Annotated in this window: 26 protein-coding genes; 11 read left to right on the top strand and 15 right to left on the bottom strand. The window is 64.6% G+C overall.

The window, feature by feature from the left end:
* Positions 1 to 128 precede the first annotated feature (128 nt).
* From QX039_RS20005 to QX039_RS19995, 3 genes are all read right to left on the bottom strand, one after another.
* Complete coding sequence (locus QX039_RS20005) at positions 129 to 986, bottom strand: IS3 family transposase (protein WP_315771810.1); 858 nt, start codon at positions 984 to 986, stop codon at positions 129 to 131.
* Positions 983 to 1,384 (bottom strand): helix-turn-helix domain-containing protein, encoded by a 402-nt coding sequence (locus QX039_RS20000; RefSeq protein WP_315771808.1) that lies wholly within the window; start codon positions 1,382 to 1,384, stop codon positions 983 to 985. Before QX039_RS20000 ends, QX039_RS20005 begins: the two co-directional genes overlap by 4 nt.
* 496 nt (positions 1,385 to 1,880) lie before the next feature.
* Positions 1,881 to 2,336: a hypothetical protein gene (locus QX039_RS19995; RefSeq protein ID WP_315771806.1), complete on the bottom strand. Its 456-nt coding sequence runs from the start codon at positions 2,334 to 2,336 to the stop codon at positions 1,881 to 1,883.
* A 1,335-nt stretch (positions 2,337 to 3,671) separates the two neighbouring features.
* Here QX039_RS19995 and flhA point away from each other — a divergent pair.
* Together flhA and QX039_RS19985 are read left to right on the top strand one after the other, a co-directional pair.
* Entirely contained in the window at positions 3,672 to 5,798 is a 2,127-nt protein-coding gene (flhA, locus tag QX039_RS19990; RefSeq protein ID WP_315714040.1) for a flagellar biosynthesis protein FlhA, read from the top strand.
* 372 nt (positions 5,799 to 6,170) lie between these two features.
* A complete protein-coding gene (locus tag QX039_RS19985) occupies positions 6,171 to 6,371 on the top strand; it encodes a hypothetical protein (RefSeq protein WP_315734069.1) in 201 nt (66 codons plus the stop codon).
* A gap of 131 nt (positions 6,372 to 6,502) precedes the next feature.
* Here the strand turns inward: QX039_RS19985 and QX039_RS19980 are convergent, their stop codons facing one another.
* The 4 genes from QX039_RS19980 to fliI all read right to left on the bottom strand — a co-directional run bounded on the left by QX039_RS19980 (position 6,503) and on the right by fliI (position 10,099).
* On the bottom strand, positions 6,503 to 7,492 hold the full coding sequence (locus tag QX039_RS19980) for an anti-sigma factor domain-containing protein (protein ID WP_315734071.1): 990 nt from the start codon (positions 7,490 to 7,492) through the stop codon (positions 6,503 to 6,505).
* Positions 7,493 to 7,543: 51 nt separating this feature from the next.
* Positions 7,544 to 8,092, bottom strand: a complete 549-nt coding sequence (locus tag QX039_RS19975; protein WP_315714037.1) for a sigma-70 family RNA polymerase sigma factor — start codon at positions 8,090 to 8,092, stop codon at positions 7,544 to 7,546.
* 155 nt (positions 8,093 to 8,247) lie between these two features.
* Positions 8,248 to 8,667 carry a flagellar export protein FliJ gene (fliJ, locus tag QX039_RS19970; protein WP_008960735.1) on the bottom strand — a complete coding sequence of 140 codons (420 nt, stop codon included), beginning with the start codon at positions 8,665 to 8,667 and terminating at the stop codon, positions 8,248 to 8,250.
* A gap of 109 nt (positions 8,668 to 8,776) precedes the next feature.
* A complete protein-coding gene (gene fliI / locus QX039_RS19965) occupies positions 8,777 to 10,099 on the bottom strand; it encodes a flagellar protein export ATPase FliI (protein ID WP_315734073.1) in 1,323 nt (440 codons plus the stop codon).
* A 422-nt stretch (positions 10,100 to 10,521) separates the two neighbouring features.
* Between fliI and ctrA the strand changes: the two genes are divergently transcribed.
* From ctrA to QX039_RS19950, 3 genes are all read left to right on the top strand, one after another.
* Complete coding sequence (gene ctrA / locus QX039_RS19960; protein WP_012046382.1) at positions 10,522 to 11,223, top strand: response regulator transcription factor CtrA; 702 nt, start codon at positions 10,522 to 10,524, stop codon at positions 11,221 to 11,223.
* Positions 11,224 to 12,306: 1,083 nt separating this feature from the next.
* The gene (locus tag QX039_RS19955; RefSeq protein ID WP_315734075.1) at positions 12,307 to 12,621 is read left to right on the top strand and encodes a hypothetical protein; all 315 of its coding nucleotides are present in this window, start codon (positions 12,307 to 12,309) and stop codon (positions 12,619 to 12,621) included.
* 90 nt (positions 12,622 to 12,711) lie between these two features.
* Complete coding sequence (locus QX039_RS19950; RefSeq protein WP_315734077.1) at positions 12,712 to 13,116, top strand: hypothetical protein; 405 nt, start codon at positions 12,712 to 12,714, stop codon at positions 13,114 to 13,116.
* Between the two features lie 569 nt (positions 13,117 to 13,685).
* Here QX039_RS19950 and hydA read toward each other — a convergent pair.
* The 5 genes from hydA to QX039_RS19925 all read right to left on the bottom strand — a co-directional run bounded on the left by hydA (position 13,686) and on the right by QX039_RS19925 (position 18,672).
* Positions 13,686 to 15,089: a dihydropyrimidinase gene (gene hydA / locus QX039_RS19945; RefSeq protein ID WP_315734080.1), complete on the bottom strand. Its 1,404-nt coding sequence runs from the start codon at positions 15,087 to 15,089 to the stop codon at positions 13,686 to 13,688.
* A gap of 12 nt (positions 15,090 to 15,101) precedes the next feature.
* Entirely contained in the window at positions 15,102 to 15,830 is a 729-nt protein-coding gene (locus QX039_RS19940; protein ID WP_315734082.1) for an aspartate/glutamate racemase family protein, read from the bottom strand.
* 244 nt (positions 15,831 to 16,074) lie between these two features.
* Entirely contained in the window at positions 16,075 to 16,851 is a 777-nt protein-coding gene (locus QX039_RS19935; protein WP_315771904.1) for an ABC transporter ATP-binding protein, read from the bottom strand.
* Between the two features lie 2 nt (positions 16,852 to 16,853).
* On the bottom strand, positions 16,854 to 17,663 hold the full coding sequence (locus tag QX039_RS19930) for an ABC transporter permease (RefSeq protein ID WP_315734084.1): 810 nt from the start codon (positions 17,661 to 17,663) through the stop codon (positions 16,854 to 16,856).
* Position 17,664: 1 nt separating this feature from the next.
* Positions 17,665 to 18,672 (bottom strand): ABC transporter substrate-binding protein, encoded by a 1,008-nt coding sequence (locus tag QX039_RS19925; protein ID WP_315771902.1) that lies wholly within the window; start codon positions 18,670 to 18,672, stop codon positions 17,665 to 17,667.
* Positions 18,673 to 18,873: 201 nt separating this feature from the next.
* Between QX039_RS19925 and QX039_RS19920 the strand changes: the two genes are divergently transcribed.
* The 6 genes from QX039_RS19920 to QX039_RS19895 all read left to right on the top strand — a co-directional run bounded on the left by QX039_RS19920 (position 18,874) and on the right by QX039_RS19895 (position 23,450).
* Positions 18,874 to 19,629 (top strand): GntR family transcriptional regulator, encoded by a 756-nt coding sequence (locus QX039_RS19920; RefSeq protein ID WP_315771804.1) that lies wholly within the window; start codon positions 18,874 to 18,876, stop codon positions 19,627 to 19,629.
* 71 nt (positions 19,630 to 19,700) lie between these two features.
* Positions 19,701 to 20,105: a DUF350 domain-containing protein gene (locus QX039_RS19915; RefSeq protein ID WP_315771802.1), complete on the top strand. Its 405-nt coding sequence runs from the start codon at positions 19,701 to 19,703 to the stop codon at positions 20,103 to 20,105.
* A gap of 2 nt (positions 20,106 to 20,107) precedes the next feature.
* On the top strand, positions 20,108 to 20,494 hold the full coding sequence (locus tag QX039_RS19910; RefSeq protein WP_315771800.1) for a hypothetical protein: 387 nt from the start codon (positions 20,108 to 20,110) through the stop codon (positions 20,492 to 20,494).
* A 339-nt stretch (positions 20,495 to 20,833) separates the two neighbouring features.
* The gene (locus QX039_RS19905) at positions 20,834 to 21,997 is read left to right on the top strand and encodes a glutathionylspermidine synthase family protein (RefSeq protein ID WP_315771798.1); all 1,164 of its coding nucleotides are present in this window, start codon (positions 20,834 to 20,836) and stop codon (positions 21,995 to 21,997) included.
* A gap of 106 nt (positions 21,998 to 22,103) precedes the next feature.
* Positions 22,104 to 22,328 carry a hypothetical protein gene (locus QX039_RS19900; RefSeq protein WP_315771796.1) on the top strand — a complete coding sequence of 75 codons (225 nt, stop codon included), beginning with the start codon at positions 22,104 to 22,106 and terminating at the stop codon, positions 22,326 to 22,328.
* Between the two features lie 36 nt (positions 22,329 to 22,364).
* Positions 22,365 to 23,450 carry a DUF2252 family protein gene (locus tag QX039_RS19895; protein ID WP_315734097.1) on the top strand — a complete coding sequence of 362 codons (1,086 nt, stop codon included), beginning with the start codon at positions 22,365 to 22,367 and terminating at the stop codon, positions 23,448 to 23,450.
* A gap of 143 nt (positions 23,451 to 23,593) precedes the next feature.
* Here the strand turns inward: QX039_RS19895 and QX039_RS19890 are convergent, their stop codons facing one another.
* From QX039_RS19890 to QX039_RS19880, 3 genes are all read right to left on the bottom strand, one after another.
* Complete coding sequence (locus tag QX039_RS19890; RefSeq protein ID WP_315734099.1) at positions 23,594 to 24,463, bottom strand: protein-glutamate O-methyltransferase CheR; 870 nt, start codon at positions 24,461 to 24,463, stop codon at positions 23,594 to 23,596.
* Positions 24,460 to 25,650 carry a chemotaxis response regulator protein-glutamate methylesterase gene (locus tag QX039_RS19885; RefSeq protein ID WP_315771794.1) on the bottom strand — a complete coding sequence of 397 codons (1,191 nt, stop codon included), beginning with the start codon at positions 25,648 to 25,650 and terminating at the stop codon, positions 24,460 to 24,462. The genes QX039_RS19890 and QX039_RS19885 overlap by 4 nt, the downstream gene beginning before the upstream one ends.
* 74 nt (positions 25,651 to 25,724) lie before the next feature.
* Positions 25,725 to 26,090 carry a PleD family two-component system response regulator gene (locus tag QX039_RS19880; RefSeq protein WP_006613312.1) on the bottom strand — a complete coding sequence of 122 codons (366 nt, stop codon included), beginning with the start codon at positions 26,088 to 26,090 and terminating at the stop codon, positions 25,725 to 25,727.
* Between the last annotated feature and the right edge of the window lie 63 nt (positions 26,091 to 26,153).

Below are 26,153 nucleotides of genomic sequence, written 5' to 3'. Positions count from 1 at the left end.
CATCTCATCGCGGCCAACGCTGCCGATGCCGACATCTCAGGCCTGCCGGCCTCGCGCATTTGGTGCAGTGGACTGCACCCCTTAAGTGAGACACGATAATTTCTGTGACAGTGGGGTTGCCACGACGACTATCGTGCCTTGTTTTGCGCGAACGCGGCTTCGAACTCAATAGGCGATCGATAGCCGAGCGCCGAGTGCAGGCGCTCCTTGTTGTAGACATCCGCAATGAAGCTATCGATCCGGCGGCGAGCGTCTCTTATGTCGGAGAACGCCTTGCCGTTGACCTCCTCGGCCTTGAGCGTCTTCATGAACCTCTCAGCCTTGGCGTTGTCGAAGGGGTTGCCCGGCCTGCTCATGCTGATCGTGATGTCGCGATCCGCTAATATTTGGCGATAGGCGATTGACGCGTATTGCACGCCGCGGTCGGAATGGTGGATCAGGCTGCTGCGTTGCGGCTTGCGGGCCTCGATGGCCTTGTTCAATGCTGCAATCGCGAGCGAGGCATTGAGCGTGTTCTCGAAGGCCCAGCCAACCGCCTTGCGCGAGAAGGCATCGAGGATGACCGCGAGGTAGGCGAAGGTCGTGGCGAGATGGACGTAGGTGATGTCTGCGACCCAGATCTGATCGGGAGCGGACGGCACCAGGCCGCGCACCAGATTGGGCACCACGACAATGTCCCTTGGTCGCTCTGCAGGCGGCTTCAGGAATGGTGCCTTGCGCTGTGCGAGAAGATTGTCCTCGCGCATGAGCCTGAGCACCTTCTTAGCATTAACGACCATGCCTTTACGTCGGATGGTGGCCGTCACGCGCCGGTAGCCGTAGAACGGATGCTTCAGGCAAATGCGTTGGATCTGGTCGCGCAGCTCGCAGTCGGCAGTCTCACGACTGCGTTTGTTGAGATGCCGGTAATAGGTCGCGCGTGGCAGGCCGGCCAGACCGCAGAGCCGTTGCACGTCGGCGTGGGACTCCGTTGCCTCCGATGTCATGGCTTGGATGACTTCGATGATGCGGGTGCGGGTCCGCCTTGCGCTGCCGGCCGCTCCAATGCGCGCAAGGCTTGCCGAAAAAAATCGAGATCCATCTGCTGACGGCCGACAAGCCGTTCGAGCTCGGCGATGCGGGCATTCGCCCGCGTCAGTGCAGACCGCTTATCGTCATAGGTTGCTAGAGCCTTGAGCTTGCGGGGGCCGGGCTTCGGTCCCGGCTTGCGGTTCAATCCCTCCGGCCCCTGGGCCTTCCAGGCCTTGATCCAGTCGTGCAGGATCTTGCGGGATATCCCAAGCTCGCGAGCCACAGGCAGAACGCCTTCGCCCCGCTCGACACGCCTGATTGCCTTCAGTTTGTAAGCCGTCGGAAACTGACGGTTCTTCCCTCTTGCTGCCACAGGTCATCCTCGGAATGCCTGTCACTGAGATTATCGTGTCTCACTTGAGGGGGGCAGTCCAGCAGCGTCACCGTAATCCCCTACTGCATTTTCGACGACGTGTCGCGCCGTCAGAACGAGATTGGGGGCGACAAGAATTCCGCTCGCGCGTGTCTCTTCGCTCTCTAAAAGCGCAACCTGCCGATAGATTCCGACGGGGTTCTGAATGAACGTATAGTCCGTCTGGTAGGCGTTATGATTGTCGAGCCCTTCGTTTCGCGTTTGATCGGGATAGTAAAGATTACTAACCCAGGGGCGATCGATACCCATTGTCGCTCTCTCATAAAAGGTTGCAGATCAAAGCAGACAAACTAATCAGCTGGCAGGGGAGGTCTCGTTTCATACGTCACGCGACATAGGGTCGTTCTGATTTCGTACGTACCGAAGATCGGATGGCCCAGAATGCGCTGCACGGATTGCAAGGTGTTGCGGTCGCTGCCGAGCAAGGTCGAAGGCATCAATTTGTAGCGCGGACCGTCGCGGTCCCAATCATTGTGCACGCCCCACCGATCTGCCTAACCGTTTCGCCGGCAAGAAGCCGACGTTGAACATCCAGGTCGAGCCAATAGCTGAACCAGGTGGCGCAGACTTCGTCCAGGGCACGCTTGTCGACGGACGTGCACATGATCACATGACGCTGGCAGGAATCAGGCTGGCGCGACGTGTCCATCTGCGAACATGCGGGCCGATCCGCTGCAGACGCCCGCTGGCACACGTCGCAGCCATCGTTCCATGTCTTGCAATAGGGCGACCGCCATGCCGATGCCCGCACGCCTCGCGGAGGCTCGACCTGTTCAAGTTCCAAATAGCGCACGGGTGGCGCCCAGGCGCTCTTGTCAGCCGTTGATGTTGTGCCGCCGCCTCCGGCATGGCACGCCATCGGAAGGCTCATGATGACAGCGACGAAAGTCATTGTTCCCTGCATGCGGGTTGACGGCTGCTTTCGTACTCCACCGATCCAGGACGCTTGCTCACTCGGGCGGCCGATGACACCTGACATCATGAAATCTTCCGCCACCCGACGCCTGGCATCGCAACAAACCGCACCTGTCTCACCGCATAGTCAGGCCTGCGGTAAAATCGTAACCGCCTCCTCCGCGGAATGCAATCAGGTCGTTACACAATTTCCACGCGTGTAAGCGAAACCCGAGGCGTGCGCGTCTTCAGATTGCGTTCAACTTCACAAGAGATTTTCTCACCGATCGGAAGATCCACCCTTGAATCGTCGGCGACCCTGCCTCGGACAGATCTAATTTCGCCGCAGGAAGATTTTTCTTTCCTTTTTTCCGAAATCATGCTTATATCCCTTCGTCCTGCTTCCGCCGGAGGGGCGTGTCGCGACCGTCACGAGACGTGGGAGGTGGGATGCGATGGGCGCGAGGAATCGCAGCGTGGCCTCTGGTCGCGCGGACGAACGGTTCGTTGCGCACGGCGAAATCGTGCGGTCCTGACACCCCGATGCTGGTGTCCCGCGGCTGGCGTGCGCAAGCGCGCTGTCGCGCGTGGTGGCCAACAAGCCCGGTGCACCAGGGAGACCACGTATAAGCCGTTCCAACCGTCGCGCAGGGAAGGCCGGGTGTTTTCGGCCAGACCTGTGGTGACTGCCGCCTGCTTTTTTTGCTGCAGGCGGGCCACGGGCGCGGCCGGCGCCCGGCCTTCCCTGCGCCCTCCACCTGATTTGAGGGCGGACCTGATGCACGACTCGGGCGCGATCCGCCGCGGGAGACGATGCCGCATGTCTGCGAGCGGAAATTCATTCGTGCTTGTTCGCGGTCGGGCCCGGCAGGCGCCTCATGGTTCGAGACGGCGCTGCGCGCCTCCTCACCATGAGGGTTTGGCGCCGAAACCGGAGCTGCATTTGGCCGTGAGCGGTGTGCTCATCGGGAGGAGCGCGATGGCCGGCACAATTCATCGTCCGGGGACGACCCTCGCTCCTCACCCTGAGGAGCCCGCCGTAGGCGGGCGTCTCGAAGGGCGAGGCCCGGATCGTGGCGGCGTAACGAAGATGCGGCAGGAGAGCGCATCCCCTCTCCCCCGCAACCCTTTGTTAACCGGCATTAACCGAACGCTAACCAACCACCGGGCAAAAATTGCCGGGTGGAATGTGCGTGTCGTGGTTGGGTGCAGTTGACGGAGGAGACCTTCCGTGGACGCCGGCGCGGTACCTCAGTTTCGGAACGGCGGCCCTGCGGCCGTCGCGCAGTCGTTTGGGGCCGGCACACGCGGCCGGCGGGAAGGGGCGAAAGCCATGGTCGACGTCACGGCGGGTCAGGGGGTCGGATCTCCGGCCGGCGGGTTCTCATTCGCTGACCTCAAGACAGCAGTCCTGCGCGGCGACATCGCGCTGGCGCTCGGCATCCTCACCATCCTGGTGGTGCTGATCCTGCCGCTGCCCTCGCTGGTGCTCGACCTGTTCCTGGCGATCTCGATCACCCTGTCCATCCTGATCCTGATGACCGCTTTGTTCATCCAGGCGCCGCTGGAATTCTCGTCCTTTCCGACCATCCTGCTGATCTCGACGATGCTGCGGCTGTCGCTCAACCTGGCCTCGACCCGGCTGATCCTGTCGCGCGGCCACGAGGGCACCGATGCGGCCGGCCACGTCATCGAGGCGTTCGGCAACTTCGTGATGAGCGGCAATTTCGTCATCGGCATCATCGTGTTCGCGATCCTGGTGACGGTGAACTTCGTCGTCATCACCAAGGGTTCGGGCCGCATCGCCGAGGTCGCGGCGCGCTTCCATCTGGACTCCATGCCCGGCAAGCAGATGGCGATCGACGCCGACCTCTCCGCCGGCCTGATCGACGAGAAGGTCGCCAAGATCAGGCGCAAGGAGCTGGAGGACGAAAGCGGCTTCTTCGGCGCCATGGACGGTGCCTCCAAATTCGTCCGCGGCGACGCGGTCGCCGGCCTGCTCGTCGTCTTCATCAACATCATCGGCGGCATCATCATCGGCGTCGCCCAGCAGGGTCTCGGCTTTGCCGAGGCCGCCCGCACCTACACCACGCTGACCGTCGGCGACGGCCTCGTGACCCAGGTGCCGGCGCTGATCGTCTCGACCGCCGCGGGCCTCCTGGTCTCCAAGGCCGGCGTCAGCGGTGCCGCCGACAAGGCGCTGATCAAGCAGTTCTCGGGCTATCCGCAGGCGCTCGGCATGTCGGCCGCCGTGATGCTGGTGCTGGCGCTGCTGCCGGGCATCCCGACCCTTCCGTTCCTGGCGCTCGGCGGCGGCGCCGCCGCGCTCGCCCTCAAGGCGCGCAAGCAGAAGGAGGTCGCGAAGGCCGAGGAGGTCGCCGCGGCTGCAGCGCCGGCGGCTGCTGCCACCGCCGCGGCCGCCGAGGAGCCGATCTCGGCCGCGCTCAAGATCGACGACCTCAAGATCGAGCTCGGCTATGCGCTGCTGCCGCTCGTGAACGCACCCGACGGCACCGACCGCCTGACCGACCAGATCAAGGCGCTGCGCCGGTCGCTCGCGATCGAGATGGGTTTCGTGATGCCATCGGTGCGCATCCTCGACAACGTGCAGCTCGAGGCCAACACCTACATCATCAAGATCAAGGAGGTCGACGCCGGCTCCGGCAAGATCTGGCCGAGCCAGTTCATGGTCATGGACCCCGGCGGCAACCAGGTCGCGGTGCCCGGCATCCACACGACGGAGCCGACCTTCGGCCTGCCCGCCACCTGGGTCGACGCCGGCCTGAAGGAAGAGGCGACGCTCAAGGGCTACACGGTCGTCGACGCGGCGACCGTGCTGTCGACGCACCTGACCGAGCTGCTCAAGGCCAATATGAGCGACCTGCTGTCCTACGGCGAGGTGCAGAAGCTCCTGAAGGAGCTGCCCAAGGAGCAGAGCGAGCTGGTCAAGGACATCGTGCCGACGCAGATCACGATTTCCGGCATCCAGCGCGTGCTGCAGCTGCTGTTGTCGGAGCGCATCTCGATCCGCGACCTCTCGACCATCCTCGAAGGCATCGCCGACGCGCTCGCGTTCTCGCGCAACCCGGCCACGATCGTCGAGCACGTGCGCGCCCGCCTCGCCCGCCAGATCTGCGCCCAGAACACCTCGCCGATGGGCTACCTGCCGCTGATCGCGCTGTCGGCCAGGTGGGAGCAGGCGTTTGCGGAATCGCTGATCGGCCAGGGCGAGGAGCGCAGCCTGGCGATGCAGCCGTCGAAGCTGTCGGAGTTCATGACCGCGACGCGCGATGCGTTCGAGCGCGCCGCACGCGAAGGCGAGTCGCCGGTGCTGGTGACGTCGGCGGCGATCCGGCCCTTCGTCCGCTCGCTGGTCGAGCGCTTCCGCGCCCAGACCACGGTGCTGTCGCAGGCCGAGATCCATCCGCGGGCGCGGCTGAAGACGGTGGGGAGCGTGTGACGGCTGGCGTTGCGGAACCGCGGAATCCCGAGCGCGTTTGATCAGCGGGGCCGGCGCCAGGCGCCGGCTTTTGCCGTTTTTACCGGCAGACCACCCCTTGCTTTACCGCCACAGGCAAACAAATTCTTAAATTTGCGTTAAGTGGCTGAAGTTTCATCCGCACACCGAACAACAAGTCAAGTTATTGATTTAACTATATAAATATATATTTCATCGACTTTCGATCGCGAGACATCACGCCTTATCACACACTTGTGATGTGGTCTACGAAACAGAATTGAGGTTTCCTACGTTAGTTCACGCGAGACGATGAACCGGAAAGCCCCCGGCTCACACGAATCAGCGAAGGACGGAAGACGGCAGGAGGCTTCCATGAACCACTCGATTTACAGCGCGGATCGGACCACCCACCTCAAGATCGTGGTGGTGGCGCTCGTGGCTGGCATCGCAGTGGCCGGCTTCGGCATCTCCGCCCGTCTCAACGCGGAGCCGAACTACGCGCAGACGGCAAAGGTCCTCAAGGCCGGCAAGCCGGTCGTGGTGACGAGTTCGGAGACGTCGCTGGTTCGCTGACAGGAATTTCCCGAATTCACGCGGTTCTCACAGCCCCCCAACTGGCCGCGTGGATATGTAGTAGACCCAACCCCAAGTCGACTACTGAAAACGCCCGCTCCCCACGGGCGTTTTCTTTTTTGGGGCTTGAATCACCGCGCCGGCGGCACCGTCTCGATCAGCTTGCCGGTAAACACGATCGGCCCGGTCGCCTGCCCGGTAGGCGACCCGCCCTCGGGCTCGACCGTGACGGCGTAGGTCGCACGACTCACGGTGTCGGCGTCGTAGGACGAGAGAACGGGACGGCTGGTGAAGTCGCTGCCACCGATCACGCCGAGCGAGCGCGGCTTCTGCAGCTTGTCGGATACGAGCCACAGCTCGAAGCTCTTGCCCGGCTCCGGCGCAGCGCCGACCCGGCGCACGGTGTAGCTTTTGCTGGCAGCATCGACGGTCAAGATGAACGCCGGCGACGCCGCGTCCTTCTGCAGGAGAGCAACGAACTGGGCGGAGGGTTGCGCGACCGGCACCTTGACCTCCACAGTCTGGATCCGCGGCTTCGGCCGCAATGGCTGCGGCAAGAGATCGGGGCGGTAAACCTGGACACCGACCAGCGCGAGCAGCACGGCCGCGAGCGCGGTCATGATGTTGGCGACCGCGCGCAACTGCCGGACCTTGGACGAGAGCCGCACCACATTCGCATCATCGTTCGCGATCTCATGCGCTGCAGACGCGCTGCGCGTCGCGGCGACGGCCGCGACCTCAGGCTCGGGCGCCTCGACCGGGGCCGCTTCGATCGGCAGGGCTTCCGCCGCGACAGGCGAACCCTCGGGAGGCGCAGGGTCAGGATGAACAGCAAAGACTGGAGCCTCGGCCACCGCCACCGGTTCAGCCGGCGGCGCGCTCTCGGCGAACGCGCGCAACCGCGCGATCTCGGCCTTGATGCGCTCCCACAGCTCGGGGCGCGGCTCGACCAGCCCGACCATCTGGTTGAGCGGACCGAGACGAAATTCCCACGCCTGGACCAGCGCGACAAAATCCTTGTCGACCGCCATCATGGTCTCGACCTGCGCCCGTTCGGCGGCGTCGAGCGTCCCGAGCGCATATTCCGCCGCCAGCGCGATATGGTCTTCGCTATACGCCATCACAGGTCCAGGTCACGTCCTACAAGGTCTCTCGCCGGCTCGAACGGCACCTCATCCGAGACCGAGGCATTGGCGGATGTCCATCATGCTCCGCCGCAACCAGGTCTTCACCGTGTTCACCGGCGCCTCGAACTTGGTCGCCAATTGCTCGCGGCTCCAGCCGTTATAGTAGGCAAGCAGCACGAGCTTCTGGCGGTCGGGCTCGAGCTGGCCGACACATTCCAAAAGACGCTTGAGCTCCTCCGACATCTCGCGCCGCGCCAGCGGATCCGGCGTCTCGGCCGCAACCTCGAGCGCGGAGGGCTCATCCTCCAAAGACAACTCACCGCGCTTGCGCACCAGGTCGATGGCGCGGTTGCGGGCGATGGCGGCCATCCAGGTGATCGGGGAAGAAACGGCCGGGTTGAACTGCGCGGCGTTGTTCCAGACCTTCACATAGGTCTCCTGGACGACCTCCTCGGCGAGGTCCTGTCGGTGCAAGATACGGAGCACGACGCCATAGAGTTTCGCGCGCGTCGCCGCGTAGAGGCGCTCGAAGGCGGCCTCGTCCCCTTTGGCAACAGCGGCAAGCAACCAGACCAGCTCTGCCGGCGTCAGCATTCAGCGTCCCCGAAAATCGCCCCACTCCCTCGTTCGAGCCTACGTCCTCCCGTAGCACAAGTCCTGGGCAACTCTCCACCGGGGCGGGCGCGACGAAAAACCCGGACCTCGCGGCCCGGGTTTTCGAAAGCGACAGCCGCGACGGCGACAGGGGCTCAGGCGATGACGCCGAGCCGGGCGCGCATCAGGCCGATAGAGTCCATGTCGGCCTGCTCGCGGGCGCTCTCCTCGGCCTTTTCGCGGGCCTGGTCACGCTCGTCGAGCAGTTCGACCTTCTTCATCTCCTCGAACGCCTCGGACAACGCGGCCTTGGCGTCCTCGAGCTGGGCGCGCAGCTCGTCGGCCGAGCGCGTCAGGTTTTCCCGGCGCTGGATCGCGGCCTTGGCGTAGGTCGGATAGGCAAAATGGGTCGGGTCGTTGATGCCGGCCCGCTCCTGCTCGGTCTGGATCTCCCGCTCGAGCTCGGCCGACATGCGCTGGAAGTCAGCGATCATGCCCTCGATCTGCGTCACCCGGCGGCGTTTCTCATCCACCTGAAACTTCTTCAGACGGATCAGCGTTTCGCGCGACTTCATCGACTCATACTCCCCAGAAGTCCCGTGTACGGCGCGGGACAGGGCCGGCCGCCCTCCCTGGGCTCGCCGACTAGGCTCGTTACATGGAGGGGATGATTACCCGACAAAGTTAGCTTTCCGTTTCCAAGCGCCCCAGGATCTGTTCCAGTTCCCGATACCCGCTTTGCAACGTCGAGACCTCGTCCTTGCGCTGGCGCAGGAACGCCTCCAACGGCTCGTGCAGCCGGATCGCCTCGTCGACCTCCGGACTGGAACCGGCGCGGTAGGCGCCGAGCCGGATCAGCTCCTCCATGTCGGCGTAGGTCGCCATCACCTGGCGCGCCCGCATGATGGTCGGCAAGAATACGGGGTCGGCCGATTTCGGCATCGTCCGCGACACGGATTTGAGGACGTTGATCGCCGGATAGCGGCCGCGTTCGGCGATCGAACGTTGCATCACGACGTGGCCGTCGAGAATGCCGCGCACCGCATCCGCCACCGGCTCGTTGTGATCGTCGCCATCGACCAGCACCGTGAAGATCCCGGTGATGGTGCCGTCGCCGCTGCCCGGCCCCGCCCTCTCCAGCAGTTTCGGCAGCTCGGTGAACACGGTGGGCGTGTAGCCCTTGGCGGTCGGCGGCTCGCCAGCCGACAGCCCGATCTCGCGCTGCGCCATCGCAAAGCGCGTCACAGAGTCCATTAGACAAAGGACATCCTTGCCCTCGTCGCGGAAATATTCGGAGATCGCGAGCGTCAGATACGCCGCCTGCCTTCGCATCAGCGCCGGCTCGTCGGAGGTCGCGACCACGACGACCGAGCGCGCGAGACCCTCATCGCCGAGATCGTCCTGCAGGAACTCCTGCACCTCGCGGCCGCGCTCGCCGATCAGTCCGATCACCGACACCGCCGCATCGACGTTGCGCGCCAGCATCGACAGCAGCACCGATTTGCCGACGCCCGAGCCGGCGAAGATGCCGAGCCGCTGACCGCGGCAACAGGTGAGAAAGGTGTTCAATGCGCGGACGCCGAGATCGAGCGGCGAGCCGACGCGCCTGCGCGAATGCGCCGGCGGCGGATTGTTCCGATAAGGAACCGGCGAGGCGCCCTGCGGCAGCGGCCCCTTGCCGTCGATCGGCTCGCCCATCGCATTGATGACGCGGCCGAGCCAGGCCGGCGACGGCCGCACCTGGTTGGCCGCATTGGCGATCACGGCGCGGCAGCCGCGGCGCACGCCCTCCAGCCCGGCGAACGGCATCACCACGGCATTCTTGCCGGAGAAACCGATCACTTCGGCAGGGATGTAATTGTTGCCGGTCTCGATCACGATGCGCGCGCCGACCGACATCGCATGAATCGGCCCGGCGATCTCCACCATGAGTCCCTTCACGCCGACGACACGCCCATAGGTGTTCACGGCGTCGATGTCGCTGATCTGCTCGGCCAGGGCCTTCATTGCCAAAGCGCCTTCATCGCGAGAGAAAGTTCATTGCGCCAGAGCCTTCATTGCGAAAACCTTAAGTAGGGGCAGATTCGCGTCGTCGGCTTAACTCTGTGTTTACTCGCATCATTAATCATTACGTCATGGTCTGGAGTGACTGACGTGCTTCGCTTTGCCGCCTTCGAAAAGCGGTGAGATCTGAGAGTCGGTTAGGTCCATCTCTTAACATGGAGCTTGAACGAGGACGGCTAAGAAAAACTGCCTTATCGCAACACCTTACGGCGATTCGATAAAAATTGCACGGATAGAGCTTGCGGAGGGGAATCAGGATTTGTTAACCATCTCTCGTCAGGATCCGAATCAGTTGTTCAAAGGCGTTTTGAGTGCCGCGATGGCGGCCGACCTGACGCCCGGAGCGGCGACTATGGGGAACTGGCATGCGCGTTTTGCTGATTGAGGATGACAGCGCCGTCGCGCAGTCGATCGAGCTGATGTTGAAGTCTGAGAGCTTCAACGTCTACACGACTGACCTTGGCGAAGAAGGCGTCGACCTCGGCAAGTTGTACGATTACGACATCATCCTTCTCGACCTCAATCTGCCCGACATGTCCGGTTACGACGTGCTCAAGCAGCTGCGCGTCTCGAAGATCAAGACGCCGATCCTGATCCTCTCCGGCCTCGCCGGGATCGAGGACAAGGTCAAGGGTCTCGGCTTCGGCGCCGACGACTACATGACCAAGCCGTTCCACAAGGACGAGCTGATCGCCCGCATCCACGCGATCGTCCGCCGTTCCAAGGGCCACGCCCAGTCGGTCATCCAGACCGGCGACCTCGTCGTCAACCTGGACACCAAGACGGTGGAGGTCGGCGGCCAGCGCGTGCACCTGACCGGCAAGGAATACCAGATGCTGGAGCTGCTCTCGCTCCGCAAGGGCACCACGCTCACCAAGGAGATGTTCCTCAACCATCTCTACGGCGGCATGGACGAGCCCGAGCTGAAGATCATCGACGTCTTCATCTGCAAGCTGCGCAAGAAGCTCGCCAACGCCTCCGAAGGCCGCAACTTCATCGAGACCGTCTGGGGCCGCGGCTACGTGCTGCGCGAGCCGCACGACATGGACGAGCGCATCCCCGCCTGATCTTTCACTGGGTACTCCGGCAGGCCTCACCGGCTTGCTCCTCCCAGACTGGGCCCCGCCGCAAATGGCGGGGTTTTTGTTTGTGGGGGGTGTGATTGCTGTGGGGCCGGTGCTTGTTTGCTCGGAGCCTTGGGGGCGCTCGACCCAAACTCTCGCGACCCGATCGGTGCGCTCCCCTCCCCCTTGCGGGGAGGGGTCGGGGGTGGGGGTCCACGGAAATGGACTTCATGGAAGCCACCCCACCGACAGCTGATTAGTTAGTCATCCCTATAGCGCACACGCCGCTCGTGCCTGCATGCGCCACAAACTTCGTTCGGAGCAAGAAACCCCCACCCCCAACCCCTCCCCGCAAGGGGGAGGGGAGCCCACCGCTTCTGCCGCGCCTACGCGCCTCAAACCCCGAACTCCCAAACACGACCACCCTCGCCTTCCAGCAATGCGAGCACGAAGCTCGATAGAGCCTCGACCGCGATCCACGCCCCGCGCTTCAAACCTTCCGTCATCCCAAGCTTTCGCGATCTCGCGGCGCCCAGCGCCCGAGCTATGCATCCATCTCACCGCCCTCCTCTCACTGAGGGCGCAGGGAAGGCCGGGCGCTGGCCGCGCCCGTGGCCCGCCTGCAGAAAAGAAAGCAGGCGGCAGTCGCCACAGGTCTGGCCGAAACACCCGGCCCTCCCTGCGCGATGGTTTTACGATTTATACGCGATCTCCCTGGGGACCGGCTGTCTTGCCCCCATCACCCGCAGGCAGCTCATCAGCAACGCCCACAAGCTTGACCTCAGCACCGGGAGGCCAGGACCACGCGACTTCACCGTGCGCCGGGGATCGTTCGTCGGCACGGCCAAGCCATGCTGCGACCCCACAGCGCCCATCGCATCCCACACCCGACGTCCGTGACGACCGCGAAGCGTCCCCTCGTTGGGGCGGGACGGCGCGCAGTAGAGCACATTTTTCGGAAAAACAAAATAGAATTTCGATAAACAGAAATCATATTCCTTTCAGGCGTTCGAACGGTCACCGCCAAGGCTTGCGTTCCCGATCGAGACCCTGTCGAACGCTCCTGTTTCGGATCGGCGATCTGCCATGAGCGGCTTCGCGCAAGTCACCTGCGATGCCCATGCGGCGCAGAGCTCGGTCCCAATTCCGATCACCACGCTCGGCGGGGTGGTGTCGACCAGTTGCCAGAACGTGCTGAGCAGCGATCGGCTTCTGGTCGACATGACGACCGGCGTTTCGCAAGTCGAAGTCGATAGCGGTACGGTGAAGGCATCGGTCAAACCCGTCGTCAGAGGCATGTTGCGGAGCGACATCGGCTCCGCCGGGCACCGCGCCAAAGCCGAAGAAATGATGCCAAAAGTCGTGCGGACCGTGACGTCGCACCCGCTTTTAGTACCTTGAGTTGCATCAAAGACGGTCAGCAAGTTCCGTGGCAGGCTAACATTGACGGCGTATCCGTCATCAATGGTCCTTCAACGTGAGGAGTTCACTATGGCTAGAAGCATTGCTGTTGGTCTTGTTATTCTCGCCGTCTCTACATCTGCGGCCTTGGCCGGACATCGTACTCATCATGCAAGAGGTACTCATGCAAAAGCCAGTGCGGCTCAGCAGGTCGGGGCGGGCAAAAGTGATCGCGACCAATATGGAAATATGCAGGTCAATCCCGGAACTCCGGGCCTGAGCGGCAGCAACGCTGACCTACATGCAAAAACGCATCGCGATTCCGGCTACAGGCCGAAGAGTGACTACAATGCAGACGGGACCATGCGGGTTGACAGCGGAACTCCGGGCGCAAGCGGCAGCAACGCTGCCCTACATCGTAGAACGCACCGCGATTCCGGCTACAATCCCAAGAGTGACTACAACGCGGACGGGACCCTGCGGGTGCATCATTAGTCGCTTCTTGCGACCACGTGATGAGCCCGGAGCGTTCCGCGCACCGGGCTTTCACGTCCACGAAAACTAGCTGTCCTTGCATTGACCGACAGCGATTTCATGTCGGCTGTTCTGTAACGGCGGGCCCATGAGTCTGGCCGGTCGCGCTGGCGGCACCGTACGCGCGGACGCCATGTAGGAGCTAGTCGCGGAGATACTGTTCCTGCTGTCGCCCGGGGCGTCGAACCTGACCGGCGCATTCTACGCGACGGACGGCGGATGGACGGCCTATTGAACCCGCTTCCAGTCCGCTGAGGACTGGAACGATCGTTCACCCACGATCAGCTTCGAGCAAAGAGACGAGATCATGATGCGATCCCGCGGACCCACATCATGATCAGGGTCTCGGAAGAGCCGCGGACCTAGCGGCACTCCTTGTCTGACGGTTGTTCACGGGAGCGATATCGCAATTGGCCGTCATTGCGAAGGGCGAAGCGACGACGCAATCCAGAGTCGCGAGCTCGAGTTTGGATTGCTTCGCTGCGCCGCTGCGCTCGCAATGACGGATGGGAAGAGCGTGCTTAGGCCACTCAGGCCACTGCACCCGGCTTGCCGCGCGTAACGTAGCGGCCGTCGCCCTTGGCGCCGACCAGCTGGCCGTCGCGCACGACAAATTTTCCGCGCAGCATCGTCGCGACCGGCCAGCCGGTGATCTCGATGCCTTCATAGGGCGTGTAGTCGGAGCCGTGGTGCAGGCCGGACTGGCTGATCTTGGCCGTCTTGGTCGGGTCCCACAGCGCGATGTCGGCATCGTAGCCGATCGCGATGGAGCCCTTAGCCCTCAGCCCATACGTCTTGGCGTGGTTAGTGGCGGTGAAGGCGACGAACTGGTTCAGGGTGATGCGGCCCTTGTTGACGCCTTCGGAGAACAGGATCGGCAGCCGCGTCTCGACGCCGGGGATGCCGTTCGGCACCCAGCGAAAGCTGGTGCGGCCCTTCGGCGTCAGCTTGCCGGCCTCGTCGTCATAGCGGAACGGGCAGTGATCCGACGAAAACAGCGAGAACACGCCCTGCTGCAGGCCCTCCCAGCACGCCTCCTGGCTGGCCTTGTCACGCGGCGGCGGCGAGCAGACATATTTGGCGCCTTCCATGTTGAGGCCCTGCATGTCCTCTTCGGTCAGCACCAGATATTGCGGGCAGGTCTCGCCGTGGATCTTCAGGCCGCGCGCCTGCGCGCGGCGGATCTCCTCCATCGCCTCGCGGTTGGAGACGTGGACGATGACGATCGGCACGTCGATCAGCTCGGCCAGCGAGATCGCGCGATGGGTCGCCTCGCGCTCGACCGGAATCGGCCGCGACTTGCCGTGATAATACGGCGCGATGTTGCCGGCGCGCTCCAGGCGGTCGGTGAGGAAGCGGATGGCGTCGTAGTTTTCGGCGTGAATCTGCACCAAGGCCCCGCGTTCGCGCGCGACCTGCAGCACGCCCAAAATCTCGTAGTCGCTGAGCGCGAGGCCCTCATAGGTCATGAAGATCTTCAGCGACGAATAACCGTCGGCGACCAGCGCCGGCAGCTCCTGGCCGAGCACGGCGTCGGAGGGGTCGGCGATGATGAGGTGGAAGGAGTGGTCGACGTAGCAAGCGTTGTCGGCGAGGGCATGATAGTCCTTCAGCGCTGATCGCAGCGGCTGGCCCTTCTCCTGCAGGCAATACGGCATCACGAAGGTGTTGCCGCCGAACGCCGCGGCGCGCGTCGCACTCTCGAAATCATCGGCCATGACGATGCCGGGGCCGGAGGGCTGGCTGATATGGACGTGGCTGTCGATGCCGCCCGGCAGCACCAGCAGGCCCGTGGCATCGACGATCTCGTCGGCGTCGGTGATGGCCTCGCCGATCGCGACGATGCGGCCGCTCTTGATGGCGACATCGGCCTTGAACGTATCGCTCGCGGTGGCGACGGTGCCGTTGCGGATGGCGGTGTCGAATGCAGCCATGTGACGTCCTTCTCAGGCGAAGTTCTTGAACAGCGAGCCCCAGCCGGTCACGGCGGCCGGATCGACGCCGGCGACCTTCAGGCTCTTCCATACCACGGTGGCGATGGTGTCGAGAATCGGAATGCCCGTCTCCTGCTCCATCCTGTCGACCAGCGGCGCGGCGCGCAGGTTGGTGCAGACGACGGCGATCGCATCGGGCTTCTCGGCCGCGACCTCGCGGATCATGCGCTCGAGCTGCGCCTCGGTGACCTCGGCGAAGGAGAAATTGTCCTGCAGGCCGAGATGGCGGTCGCCGCCGCAACCGATGCCGAGCGTCTCGTAGTTGGCAATGATCCGCGCCTGCACGTCGTCGCGATAGGGTGTGACATAGCCGAGCCGCTTCACGCCGGATCTCGTCAGAATCTCGTTCAGCGCCAGCATCGAGGTGGTCGCGGGAATGCCGGTCGCCGCGGTGATCTGCTCGCACAGCTTGACGTCGGCCTCGAAGCCGAGCCAGCCGGACGAGGTGCCGTTCCAGCCGATGACGTCGACCCTGGCATGCGCGAGCAATTCTGCCGCGCGCAGGATGTTCGATGTGTCGAACTGCGCCAGCGCGTCGGTCGACAACGCGATCTCAGTGACCTTGAAGCGCGAGAAATGCGCGGAGACGCTGGGCAGCCCGGCGACCATGGCCGAGGTGATCGGCTCCAGGGCGGTGTTCGACGACGGCGTCAGCATGCCGAGGAGAGTGCGTTTGGTCATGAGTGGCTCACCTTATGCCAAGCGATGCGATCGCACGTGGCGTGCGGGAAAACCTCTCCCGCTTGCGGGGGAGGTCGGATCGCATCGCAGATGCGATCCGGGTGGGGGACATCTCTCCTCACGGGCAGTCTGCCGTGTGGCGCCCCCACCCCTGCCCTCCCCCGCAAGCGGGAGAGGGGGCGCACTGCCGTTGGGGCGATGGCTCGGGCCCAACGACTCGCGTTCAGATGGGCGCGGGCCATCCTCACACCCGCTCCCCCTGCTCCGCCCGCTCGCCGCGCAGCAGCGCCAGGATGTGGCGCTTCAGCGCGTTGAACTGCGGCGAGGTAATATCCCGTGGACGCGGCAGGTCGATCGGGATGATCTCGACGATGCGGCCGGGACGTGCGCTCATCACCGCGACATGGGTGCCGAGCGTCAGCGCCTCGTCGATGCCGTGGGTGACGAACACGATCGTGCCCTGGTGCTGCTGCCAGATCCTGACAAGCTCGGTCTGCATGTCCATGCGGGTCTGCTCGTCGAGCGCGCCGAACGGCTCGTCCATCAGAATCACTTGAGGATTCATCAGCAGCGCCCGCGCAATGCCGACGCGCTGGTTCATGCCGCCCGACAGCTCCGACGGATAGTGGTTCTCGAAGCCGGTGAGCCCGACCATGTCGATATAGACCTGCGCCCGCGCGCGGCGCTCGGCCTTCTGGCCGCCGCCTAGCAGCAGATGAAAGGCGACGTTCTCCCACACCGGCAGCCACGGCATCAGATTGGCGTGCTGGAACACGACGCCGCGATCGGCGCCGGGCGCCGTCACCGTCTCGCCGTCGACGGCGATGCGGCCCGCGCTCGGCTGCTCGAATCCGGCGATCATGTTGAGAAGGGTCGACTTGCCGCAGCCGGACGGGCCGAGCAGGCAGACGAACTCGTTGCGCGCGATGCTGAGGCTGATGTCGGCGAGCGCCGTCACCTCGGCGTTGCGCTTCCTGTCGGTGAAGATCTTGGAGACGCTGGCGATCTCGATCGCGACCATGCTCATTCCCCGCCGCCCAAGGTGGTGTTGCGCTGCCAGTGCAGCACGCGCGCCATCACGAAGCGGATGGCGAGATCGCTGCAGAAGCCGAGCAGGCCGATGCTCGCCATCGCCGCCAGCACCAGATCGTAACGCAGGAAGTAGTAGGAATCCCACAGCACGTAGCCGAGCCCGCTCTTCACCGCGACCATCTCGGCCGTCACCGTCAGCATCCAGGCCGAGCCGATGCCGATGCGAAGCCCGGCAAAGATGCTCGGCATCGCCGCGGGCACGACGATGTAGCGCAACAGCTTGCGCTCGCTGCCGCCGACCATGGCGCCGGCGCGAATGAGATTGCGGTCGCAGGTCTTCACGCCGTGGATGGTGTTGAGCAGGATCGGGAAGAAGGCGCCGAGAAACACCAGGAAGATCGCCGGCTTGTTGGCGATGCCGAACCAGATGATGGCGAGCGGGATCCACGACACCGGCGGGATCGGCCTGAGCATCTGCAAGGTCGGCTCGATCACGATCTCGGTCTTGCGCGACCAGCCGATCGCGACCCCGAGGCCGACGCCGAGCAAAGTGGCGATGGCAAAGCCCGCCGCGACGCGCGACAGGCTCGCCAGCATGTCGGCGAGCCAATGCGCGCTGTAGGTCTGGGTGTTGCCGTCGGTGCCGACCAGCCAGTCCGCCCACGCCCACAGCACCGTCGACGGCGCGGGCAGCAGCGCCGCCGGCAGCGCGCCGGAGCGCGAGAACGCCTCCCAGCCCGCGAGCACCAGCACGGGCACGATGGTGCGGTCGAGCTTCCTGAGCTGGGCGAGCGCGGCCATCTCAGTAGCCGAGCTCGGTCTTCGGCTTGCCGGTCGCCGCTTCCAGGAAGCGGTAGTCGAGATTCTTCTCGACCGCGGCCGTGACGTCCGAGTTGATGTATTTGAGGTCGCGCATCATCGTGGCGATGGCGAGCGCGGAAGCGCGGTACATCTTCGGATCGGGATCGAGATTCTCGACCGCGCCGGTGGCGATCGCCTTGTCCAGGCCGGTGATCTTGGAGATCACCTCGATCAGCGCCGGCTTGTCGGCCGCGATGTGCGCGTCGACCTTCACGACCGCGCGCACCACGCCCTCCAGCGCCTTCGGGTTGGATGCGATGACGTCGGAGCGGGTCAGGATCAGATTGGTCAGCTTGCCGGCGGCCTGGTCATAGGGGAAGCCGAAGAACTTCGCCGCCTTGGCCTGCATGATCTGGGTCGCGAACGGCTCGACGGTGCAGATCAGTTCGACCTCGCCACGGCGCAGCGCCTGCAGATGATCCGACGGGTTCGGGATGTTGATGAACTGCACGTCCTTGTTGATGTCGATGCCCTGCTTGGCGAAGGCACCGCGCATGTGAATGTCCTGCGCATTGCCGCGCGAGGCGGCGACGCGGAACGGCTTGCCGTCGGCCTTGAACTTGGCGATGACAGCCTTCAGCGCGGTCCAGTCGCCCGGCGCGATCTCAAGATCATTGCCGAGCAGGATCGCCGAGCCGCCATTGACCTGGCCGGAGATGGCGACGACATCGAAGCCTTTGTCGAGCGCGATGGCGTAGTGCAGATAAGTGACTTGCGCGACGTCGATGTTCTTCGACACCAGCGCGGTCAGCGCATCAGTGCCGGTGTTGAAGCTGACGGCGTCGATCGCGACGCCCTCCGCGAATTGCGGCGTCAGCGACATCGGCGTGCAATGCGCGCATTTGGCGTAGCCGAGTTTGATCTTGGCGGCGTCGTCGGCGAAGCTGAGCGAGGGCAGCGCGAGCGCGAGCAGGGCGAGCATGGGCAGCACGAAACGTTTCACATCCATCTCCAGGGCAGGTCGATCCACGGGATTGTCACGGCTTGTCCTCTCATCAGCAAACGACATGCCAACTGGATGCGATATGCAATGTTGATTTTATACAATAAAATCAGTATGAAATAGCATATCGAACTTGGAGAACCTGCCTGATCCGCGGGCGCATCGCCCGAATTTCAGGCATCTCGCAGCGGAGCAGCCGCGCCCGACATGACCCCACCGGCACCCCGGCCCAGACTGAAGACGCGCTTCAAGCCGGCGCGGCTGAAGCTGTCGTCCGACCACTCCAAGCGGCCGCTCGATCGCCTGTCGCTGCACGATCAGCTCGTCGCCAGGGTGCGCGAGATGATCGTGGACGGCGAGCTCGCCGCCGGCGCTGCCTTGCCCGAGCGCATGCTGTGCGAGACCTTCGGCGTCTCGCGCACGCCGCTGCGCGAGGCCTTCAAGATCCTCGCCGCCGAGGGCCTGATCGAGCTGCGGCCGCATCGCACGCCCGTGGTGACGCCGATCGACGCCCGCGAGATCGCCGAGATCTTCGACGTGATGGTGTCGCTCGATGCCACCGCGGGCCGCGCCGCGGCCGCGCGTGCGACGTCGGACGACCTCGCCAGGCTCGACGCCATGCATGCCGAGCTGGTGGCGCTGCATCGCGTCGCCGAGCGCGCCGCCTATTTCCGGCTCAACCAGCAGATCCATGCCGAGATCACCAAGCTCGCCGGCAACGCCGTGCTGCTCAACATGTGGAGCACCCTGCATGCGAGCGTGTTCCGCGCGCGGGCGGTCGCCAATTACGACGCGCGGCGCTGGGACGAGTCGATCGGCGAGCACGAGGCCTTCATGGCGTTGCTGCGGGCCCGAGACGGCGACGGCTTCGCCGAGGCGCTCTCCGAGCACACCCGCAAGACGGGCGATTCCGTGCTGCAGATGCTGGACCAGGCCAGGCTGGATCCGGCGAAAGACGGATAGACTTTGTTCACGTCGAACCGGGCATGCTGGCATCGCGACAGATGAGAGCTTCCACGCGTCGGGCCTGATCCATGATCCTGCAATCGCTCGCCGGCCTGCCGGCCTTTCTGGTGTACTTCTGTACCGCGCTGGTCGCGGTGACGGCCTACCTGTTCATCTACACCCGCGTCACGCCCTACAATGAATTCCAGCTGATCCGGGACAACCATCCGTCGGCTGCGATCTCGCTCGGTCTCAGCCTGCTCGGCTTCACCCTGCCGCTGGTCAGCGCCATCGCCCATTCCGCCAACGTGCTTGACTGCCTGATCTGGGCGCTGGTCGCGCTGATCGTCCAGGTGATCGTCTATTACCTCGTCCGCATCCCGGTGCCGGATCTCGCCCAGCGCATCGTCGCCGGCGAGCTGGCCTCCGCAATCTGGCTCGGTCTCGCGTCGCTCTCCGCCGGCGCACTCAATGCCGCCTCGATGATCATCTGACCATGTCCAAGCAACGCCGCGAATTCGGCAAGCGCCGGCCGATGCCGCCCCCGCCCGCGACGCCGCCGGTGAAGCGCTCCGGCCACGTCGCGCTGCTGCTGATGAGCACGCTCGCCGTCGGCGGCACTGCCTATGCGCTGATGCCGCGGCAGCAGAGCTGCCCGCAGCCAGGCGCCGAGACGCCGACCATGGCCGGCCAGCCGCAGACGAGCGAATGCACGACGCGCCGCTCGAGTGGCGGCGGCAGCGGCTCCGGTCGCTGGGGATTTTCCAGCGGCGACAGCGATTCCAGAAGCAGCGGCCCGAGCCATGTCGCCGAGGCGTCCTCCGCGCATGTCTCGCGCGGCGGCTTTGGCTCGTTCGGACACGGCTTCGGAGGCGGCGGCTGATTTTCGTCGCGTCGGCGCCGTGAAAACACCGCGTTTGTGATGTTTCCTTGGATTCGGATCTTTGACACAGACTCAAAATCATAAAAAACTGGCCTACCGACTCATCGGAAGCGATCCGATGCAACGTCCGCACCCTGGGGTACCGACGACTATGACGGCTGCGGTGGCCGCCGCCACCTCGCCGCGCTTTGGTAGCAAACAATCGTACGGTGCCGGGCGCGAGCCTGCGCCTGGACCGCGCGGACGACGTCATGGCCGCATCAGCGATGAGGGCCTTGGCTGTGCTGCGCCCCGTTGCCACGGGCACGGCATGATCGCCGCTGCGTTAGGCTGACGCCGATGCAGCGCATCCCATGCCCCGAGCGTGACGACTGGCGCGAGACCGCGGCACGATGCGGATTCGCCTTCTACGAACTCGACGGCGAGCGCTATTGGGACGAGCGCGCCTACTACGCGTTCACGATTGCCGAGATCGAGCTCGGCATCGAGGAGCCGACGGCCGAGATCGAGCAGATGTGTCTCGCGCTGGTCGCACGCGTCATCGGCGACGAGGCACTGCTGCGCCGGCTGAAGGTCCCGCAAGCGGTCTGGCCGCTGCTGGCGGAGAGCTGGCAGCGAAGGGACGGCAGCCTCTACGGACGGTTCGACCTCAGCTATCACGGCGGCCGCGCGCCGGCGAAGCTGCTCGAATACAACGCCGACACGCCGACGTCGATCTTCGAGGCCGCGGTCTTCCAATGGACCTGGCTCGAGCAGGCGATCGAGCGCCGCATCCTGCCGGGGCGCGCGGACCAGTACAACTCGATCCATGAGCGCCTGATCGAGCGCTGGCGCGCCCTGGGCAGGCAGCGCCGCGTACATCTGGCCGGCCTTACCGGCAACGCCGAGGACGCCGCGACCCTGGCCTATCTGGCCGACACGGCAGCCCAAGCGGGTCTGTCGACAACCATCCTTGACGTCGCCGACATCGGGTGGCGCGAGACCGGCGGCGGCTTCGTCGATCTCGACGACGGCAACATCGCGCTCGCCTTCAAGCTCTATCCCTGGGAATGGATGTTCCGCGATGCGTTCGGCGCCAAGCTCGCGCAAGCGCCGACGCAATGGATCGAGTCGCCGTGGAAGGCCATCCTGTCCAACAAGGGCATCCTGCCGCTGCTGTGGCAGATGCACGAAGGCCATCCGAACCTGCTGCCGGCCTATTTCGAGGACGATCCGAAAGCCGCCAGCCTCGGCTCGAGCTTCGTGCGCAAGCCGATCTACTCGCGCGAGGGCGCCAATGTCAGCCTGGTGTCCGACGGCGTCGCCGTCTCCGCGCAGGACGGGCCCTACGGCGCCGAGGGCTACATCCGCCAGGCGGTGGCGCCGCTGCCGGATTTCGGCGGCGTGTTCCCGGTGATCGGCAGCTGGCTCGTCGACCACGAGCCATGCGGCCTGTCGATCCGCGAGGACACGAGCCCGATCACCGGCAACCGCTCGCGCTTTTTGCCGCATGCAATCCTGTAGGATATTGACGACAGCCAGCGAAAGCGCCTCGACACGCCGTTCCGGAGCACTAGATAGGACCGAGGGGAATTCCCTGCGCGATCGGCGCGCATAGTCGGGATGAGGCATGGCGACGGACAATACCGAACTCGAAGGCCTGCGGATCCTGGTCGCCGAGGACGAGGGCCTGATCGCGCTCGATCTGAAGATCGTCACTACCTCGGGCCATGACGATGCGACGCTGCTTCCGCCGGAGATCCGCGGCCTGCCCCGGCTCGCCAAGCCGTTCGACAAGCGCGCGCTGCACGCGATGGGCGAGACCACGTTCGTTCGGCATCAGCGCAACTCATAAGGCTTCGCTCGGGCCCGGCACATCGGGAGGCATCGCGTGTCCATCATCGAAGATACCGCGGCCTACGAGGCCTGGCTTCGCAGCCAATGCGCAGTGGTCGAGGACGACCTCCTCACCAAGCACGAGCGGATGCGAAAGAGCCCCTTCATCTTCCTGCGGGCGACGTACTACCGCTGGGCGCGGCGCATCGCCGAGACCAGCCCCGAGCTCACCGACGCACCAGCTGCGCTCTGCGTCGGCGACATCCATCTGGAGAATTTCGGGACATGGCGCGACGCCGACGGGCGCTGGGTGTGGGGCGTCAATGATTTCGACGAGGCCGCGGTGATGCCCTACGTCCTCGATCTGGTCCGACTCACGACCAGCGTCGAGCTCGCGCCGAAAATGGAGATCGGCAACCGCGATGCGGCAGACGCGATCCTGGAAGGCTATCGCCACGGACTTCAAAGGCCAGGGCCGGCGCTGCTCGACGACCATGAGATGTGGATCCGCTCCTACGTCAAATGCTCGGATCAGTGCCGGCGAAAATTCTGGGACGAGATCGACGGATTGACGCCGGCGGATGCAATTCCTTCCGCCGTCCATAAGTTGCTCCTCGGCAGCCTTCCCGGGACGGGCGAGACGCCGAGATTCTTCCGCCGCGCCGCCGGCGGCGGCAGCCTGGGACGTCCACGCTTCGTCGTCGTCGCAACATGGCGCGGCGGCCGCGTCGTGCGCGAAGCGAAGGCGTTGGTCCCTTCGGCCTGGACCTGGGCGAAGGACAAGCCGCAACGGAAGCCGGCGCCTCAGCACAGGTTCATTGAACTCTCGAATGGAGCCCATCGCGCGCCCGATCCATTCCTCCGCGTTTACCGGACCGACGAGGGGGACTACGTCGTTCGGCGATTGTCGGCCGATGCGCGCAAGATCGACCTCGGCAAGGAGGCCGGCGCCGACCTCAAGCTCGTCCTTCTGCGCGGCATGGGCGCGGAGCTCGCCTCCGTCCATGCGGCTGACGGTCGCGTCAGCAGCACCATCGCGGCGGATCTCAGGAAACGCGGTTCGGGCTGGCTGCGCAGAGCTTCCCGCGCCGCACGCGAGGCGACGGAGAGGGACTACGACGTGTGGTGCCGACGGGCCTGAGTTCAGCGCTCGACGTGAGGGCCGATACGGCGAGGACGAGGAAGCACCGACCGGAGCGCGACCTTCACCACACACCGGTCAGTCCGGCCGCACGGCCGACGCCGGCGGATGTTCCGGCGATGTCTCCGCCGCCAGCGCAAACGTCAGCGAGCCGCGACCACCTTGAGGCCGGGCAGCAGCGCAGCGCCACCGCGCGGACTGCGCACCGGATTGATCTGGTACAGACCCCGCCGCTCCTGGTTGGGCCTGAACGCGTCGGTGATGCCGACGACCGATTCGGCGGCTCCCAGCAACAGCGTGCCGTCCGGCTCCATCACCTTGGCCATCCGCTCGAAGATCGAGGCCTTGGTCTCCTGGTCGAAATAGATCAGCACGTTGCGGCAGAAGATGATGTCGAACTTGCCGAGATGCGAGAAGTCCTGCAGCAGATTGAGCTGGCGATGCTGGACCATGCCGCGGATGTCGGCGCTGAGCTGCCAGAGCTCGCCGAGCTGCGTGAAATATTTCACCAGCAGCTGGATCGGCAATCCACGCTGCACCTCGAACTGGCTATAGAGGCCGGCCTTCGATTTCTCCAGCACCTCCTGCGACAGGTCGGTGGCAATGATCTCGATGCGCCAGCCCGCCAGAGCGGGACCGAATTCGCGCAGGCACATCGCGATCGAATACGGCTCCTGTCCGGTCGAGCAGGCGGCCGACCAGATGCGCAGGGAACGACGATTGGCGCGCGACTGGATCAGCGCCGGCAGGATGCCCTCACGGAGATGATCGAACGGAATCTTGTCGCGGAAGAAGAACGTCTCGTTGGTGGTCATCGCCTCGACCACCTGGGTCGTGAGCTGCTCCGCGCCGCTCCTGATCTTCTGCACCAGCTCCGGGATGCCCGGCAGGTTGGCGCGGCGGGCCAGCGGCAGCAACCGGCTTTCGACCAGGTACTGCTTGTCGGCCGACAGATCGAGGCCGGAGCGATCCTTCAGGACCTTACGCAAGAACTCATAGTCCAGGGGTGTCACGAACGGTCTCCAGCAAACAGACGGACCAGCTTCGGTCCGATCTGGTTCAAGGGAAGGACGGCCGCGCAGATGCCGGCATTGGCGGCTGCGCCCGGCATGCCCCAGACCACGCTGGTCGCCTCGTCCTGCGCGATCACGCTGCCACCGGCGGCGACGATGTCCTTGCCGCCGCGCATGCCGTCGGAACCCATGCCCGTCAGGATCACGGCCAGGGTCGAGCCCTGCCAGACCTCGATCGCCGACATGAACAAGGGATCGACGGCGGGCTTGCAGAAATTGATCGGAGGACCGTTGTCGAGCGCGATCACCACATCGGCGCCATGGCGCGCCACACGCATGTGGCGGCCGCCGGGGGCAAGGTAGATCTGACCCGGCCTCACCACCTCACCGTCGACGGCCTCGTGGGCCGGTCGGCGGCTCGAGCGCGCCAGATGCTCGGCGAGGATGGTGGTGAAGGTCGGCGGCATATGCTGGGTGATCAGCACCGGAAAGCGGTCGATCACGGGACCGAGCTCGGTCACCAGCGACATCAGCGCCTGCGGGCCGCCGGTCGACGATCCGATCAGCAGCACCTTCGGCATCTGCGTGCTGAAGGAGCGGCGCGCCAGCTGGGTCGGCACGGCGGGCGCCACGGGGGCGACCATCGGCCGCGATGCAAGCGCAGGCCGGAGCCCCTGGACTTGCGGAACGATCGGCGATGCGGCCGGCGCATGCGGAGCAGGAGCGGCGCGGCGCGCCTTGGCGCCAAGATTGCGGATCTTCTGAATCAAATCGTAGTGGAAATTGTCGGCCGCCGAGGCCTCGCGCGTGCTCTCGGGCTTCGGGATGTAGTCGGCCGCGCCGAGCGACAGCGCCTTGAAGCTGATCTCCGCGTTGCGGCGGGTCAGCGTCGACGCCATGATGACGGCGAGGTTCTTCTTCTTGGCAAGCAGCTTCGGCAGGGCGGCAATGCCGTCGAGCTCGGGCATCTCGATGTCGAGCACGGCGACGTCGGGATTGACGCGATCGATCTGGTTCACGGCTTCCAGGCCGGTGCGCAGCGACGCCGCCACGACCATGTCGGGCTCAGACGCGATCCAACGCGAGATCATGCCGCGGATGACGACGGAGTCGTCCACGACCATCACCCGGAGAGGTTCCTGCCTGATCGAACTCGGGATCGAAGAACTGGCCAACGCGACGCTCATAGTTCACCAACAGGACAGAGGCACGGGGTGACGGCAAGCCCGGACGACCACGGGACCGCCGCACGCAACGGAGATCAGATCAGCCCGACTTCCTGAAACTTCGCGGTCACGATGTCCTTGTCGAAGGGCTTCATGATGTACTCGTTGGCGCCGGCGTGCAGCGCGCGCGCGATGTGCGCGACATCGTTCTCGGTCGTGCAGAACACCACCTTCGGCGCGTCGCCACCGGGCATGCGCCGGAGATTGCCGAGAAACTCATAGCCGTCCATGACGGGCATGTTCCAGTCGAGCAACACCGCATCGGGAAGGCCCCGCTTGCAGATCTCCAGAGCCTGCTCGCCGTCCTCCGCTTCCACGATCTGGAAATCCAGACCTTCCAGAATGCGTCGCGCCACCTTTCGAATGACGCTGGAATCGTCAACTACCAGACACGTTCTCATATCAGCCTCACGAGGTCAGGATCCAATGCAACGACGCCTGATGCGCCGCCGCCCTCAAATTGC

The organism is Bradyrhizobium sp. SZCCHNR1043, assembly GCF_032489675.1.
Lineage (GTDB): Bacteria > Pseudomonadota > Alphaproteobacteria > Rhizobiales > Xanthobacteraceae > Bradyrhizobium.
This window is presented reverse-complemented; position numbering and strand designations above follow the sequence as displayed.

Bases quoted from the DNA above. Each gene is read 5' to 3' on its own strand.
- QX039_RS20005 (WP_315771810.1), bottom strand. From the start codon at position 986: ATGACATCGGAGGCAACGGAGTCCCACGCCGACGTGCAACGGCTCTGC.
- QX039_RS19995 (WP_315771806.1), bottom strand. From the start codon at position 2,336: ATGACTTTCGTCGCTGTCATCATGAGCCTTCCGATGGCGTGCCATGCC.
- flhA (WP_315714040.1), top strand. From the start codon at position 3,672: ATGGTCGACGTCACGGCGGGTCAGGGGGTCGGATCTCCGGCCGGCGGG.
- QX039_RS19985 (WP_315734069.1), top strand. From the start codon at position 6,171: ATGAACCACTCGATTTACAGCGCGGATCGGACCACCCACCTCAAGATC.
- QX039_RS19980 (WP_315734071.1), bottom strand. From the start codon at position 7,492: ATGGCGTATAGCGAAGACCATATCGCGCTGGCGGCGGAATATGCGCTC.
- QX039_RS19975 (WP_315714037.1), bottom strand. From the start codon at position 8,092: ATGCTGACGCCGGCAGAGCTGGTCTGGTTGCTTGCCGCTGTTGCCAAA.
- fliJ (WP_008960735.1), bottom strand. From the start codon at position 8,667: ATGAAGTCGCGCGAAACGCTGATCCGTCTGAAGAAGTTTCAGGTGGAT.
- fliI (WP_315734073.1), bottom strand. From the start codon at position 10,099: ATGAAGGCCCTGGCCGAGCAGATCAGCGACATCGACGCCGTGAACACC.
- ctrA (WP_012046382.1), top strand. From the start codon at position 10,522: ATGCGCGTTTTGCTGATTGAGGATGACAGCGCCGTCGCGCAGTCGATC.
- QX039_RS19955 (WP_315734075.1), top strand. From the start codon at position 12,307: ATGAGCGGCTTCGCGCAAGTCACCTGCGATGCCCATGCGGCGCAGAGC.
- QX039_RS19950 (WP_315734077.1), top strand. From the start codon at position 12,712: ATGGCTAGAAGCATTGCTGTTGGTCTTGTTATTCTCGCCGTCTCTACA.
- hydA (WP_315734080.1), bottom strand. From the start codon at position 15,089: ATGGCTGCATTCGACACCGCCATCCGCAACGGCACCGTCGCCACCGCG.
- QX039_RS19940 (WP_315734082.1), bottom strand. From the start codon at position 15,830: ATGACCAAACGCACTCTCCTCGGCATGCTGACGCCGTCGTCGAACACC.
- QX039_RS19935 (WP_315771904.1), bottom strand. From the start codon at position 16,851: ATGGTCGCGATCGAGATCGCCAGCGTCTCCAAGATCTTCACCGACAGG.
- QX039_RS19930 (WP_315734084.1), bottom strand. From the start codon at position 17,663: ATGGCCGCGCTCGCCCAGCTCAGGAAGCTCGACCGCACCATCGTGCCC.
- QX039_RS19925 (WP_315771902.1), bottom strand. From the start codon at position 18,672: ATGGATGTGAAACGTTTCGTGCTGCCCATGCTCGCCCTGCTCGCGCTC.
- QX039_RS19920 (WP_315771804.1), top strand. From the start codon at position 18,874: ATGACCCCACCGGCACCCCGGCCCAGACTGAAGACGCGCTTCAAGCCG.
- QX039_RS19915 (WP_315771802.1), top strand. From the start codon at position 19,701: ATGATCCTGCAATCGCTCGCCGGCCTGCCGGCCTTTCTGGTGTACTTC.
- QX039_RS19910 (WP_315771800.1), top strand. From the start codon at position 20,108: ATGTCCAAGCAACGCCGCGAATTCGGCAAGCGCCGGCCGATGCCGCCC.
- QX039_RS19905 (WP_315771798.1), top strand. From the start codon at position 20,834: ATGCAGCGCATCCCATGCCCCGAGCGTGACGACTGGCGCGAGACCGCG.
- QX039_RS19900 (WP_315771796.1), top strand. From the start codon at position 22,104: ATGGCGACGGACAATACCGAACTCGAAGGCCTGCGGATCCTGGTCGCC.
- QX039_RS19885 (WP_315771794.1), bottom strand. From the start codon at position 25,650: ATGAGCGTCGCGTTGGCCAGTTCTTCGATCCCGAGTTCGATCAGGCAG.
- QX039_RS19880 (WP_006613312.1), bottom strand. From the start codon at position 26,090: ATGAGAACGTGTCTGGTAGTTGACGATTCCAGCGTCATTCGAAAGGTG.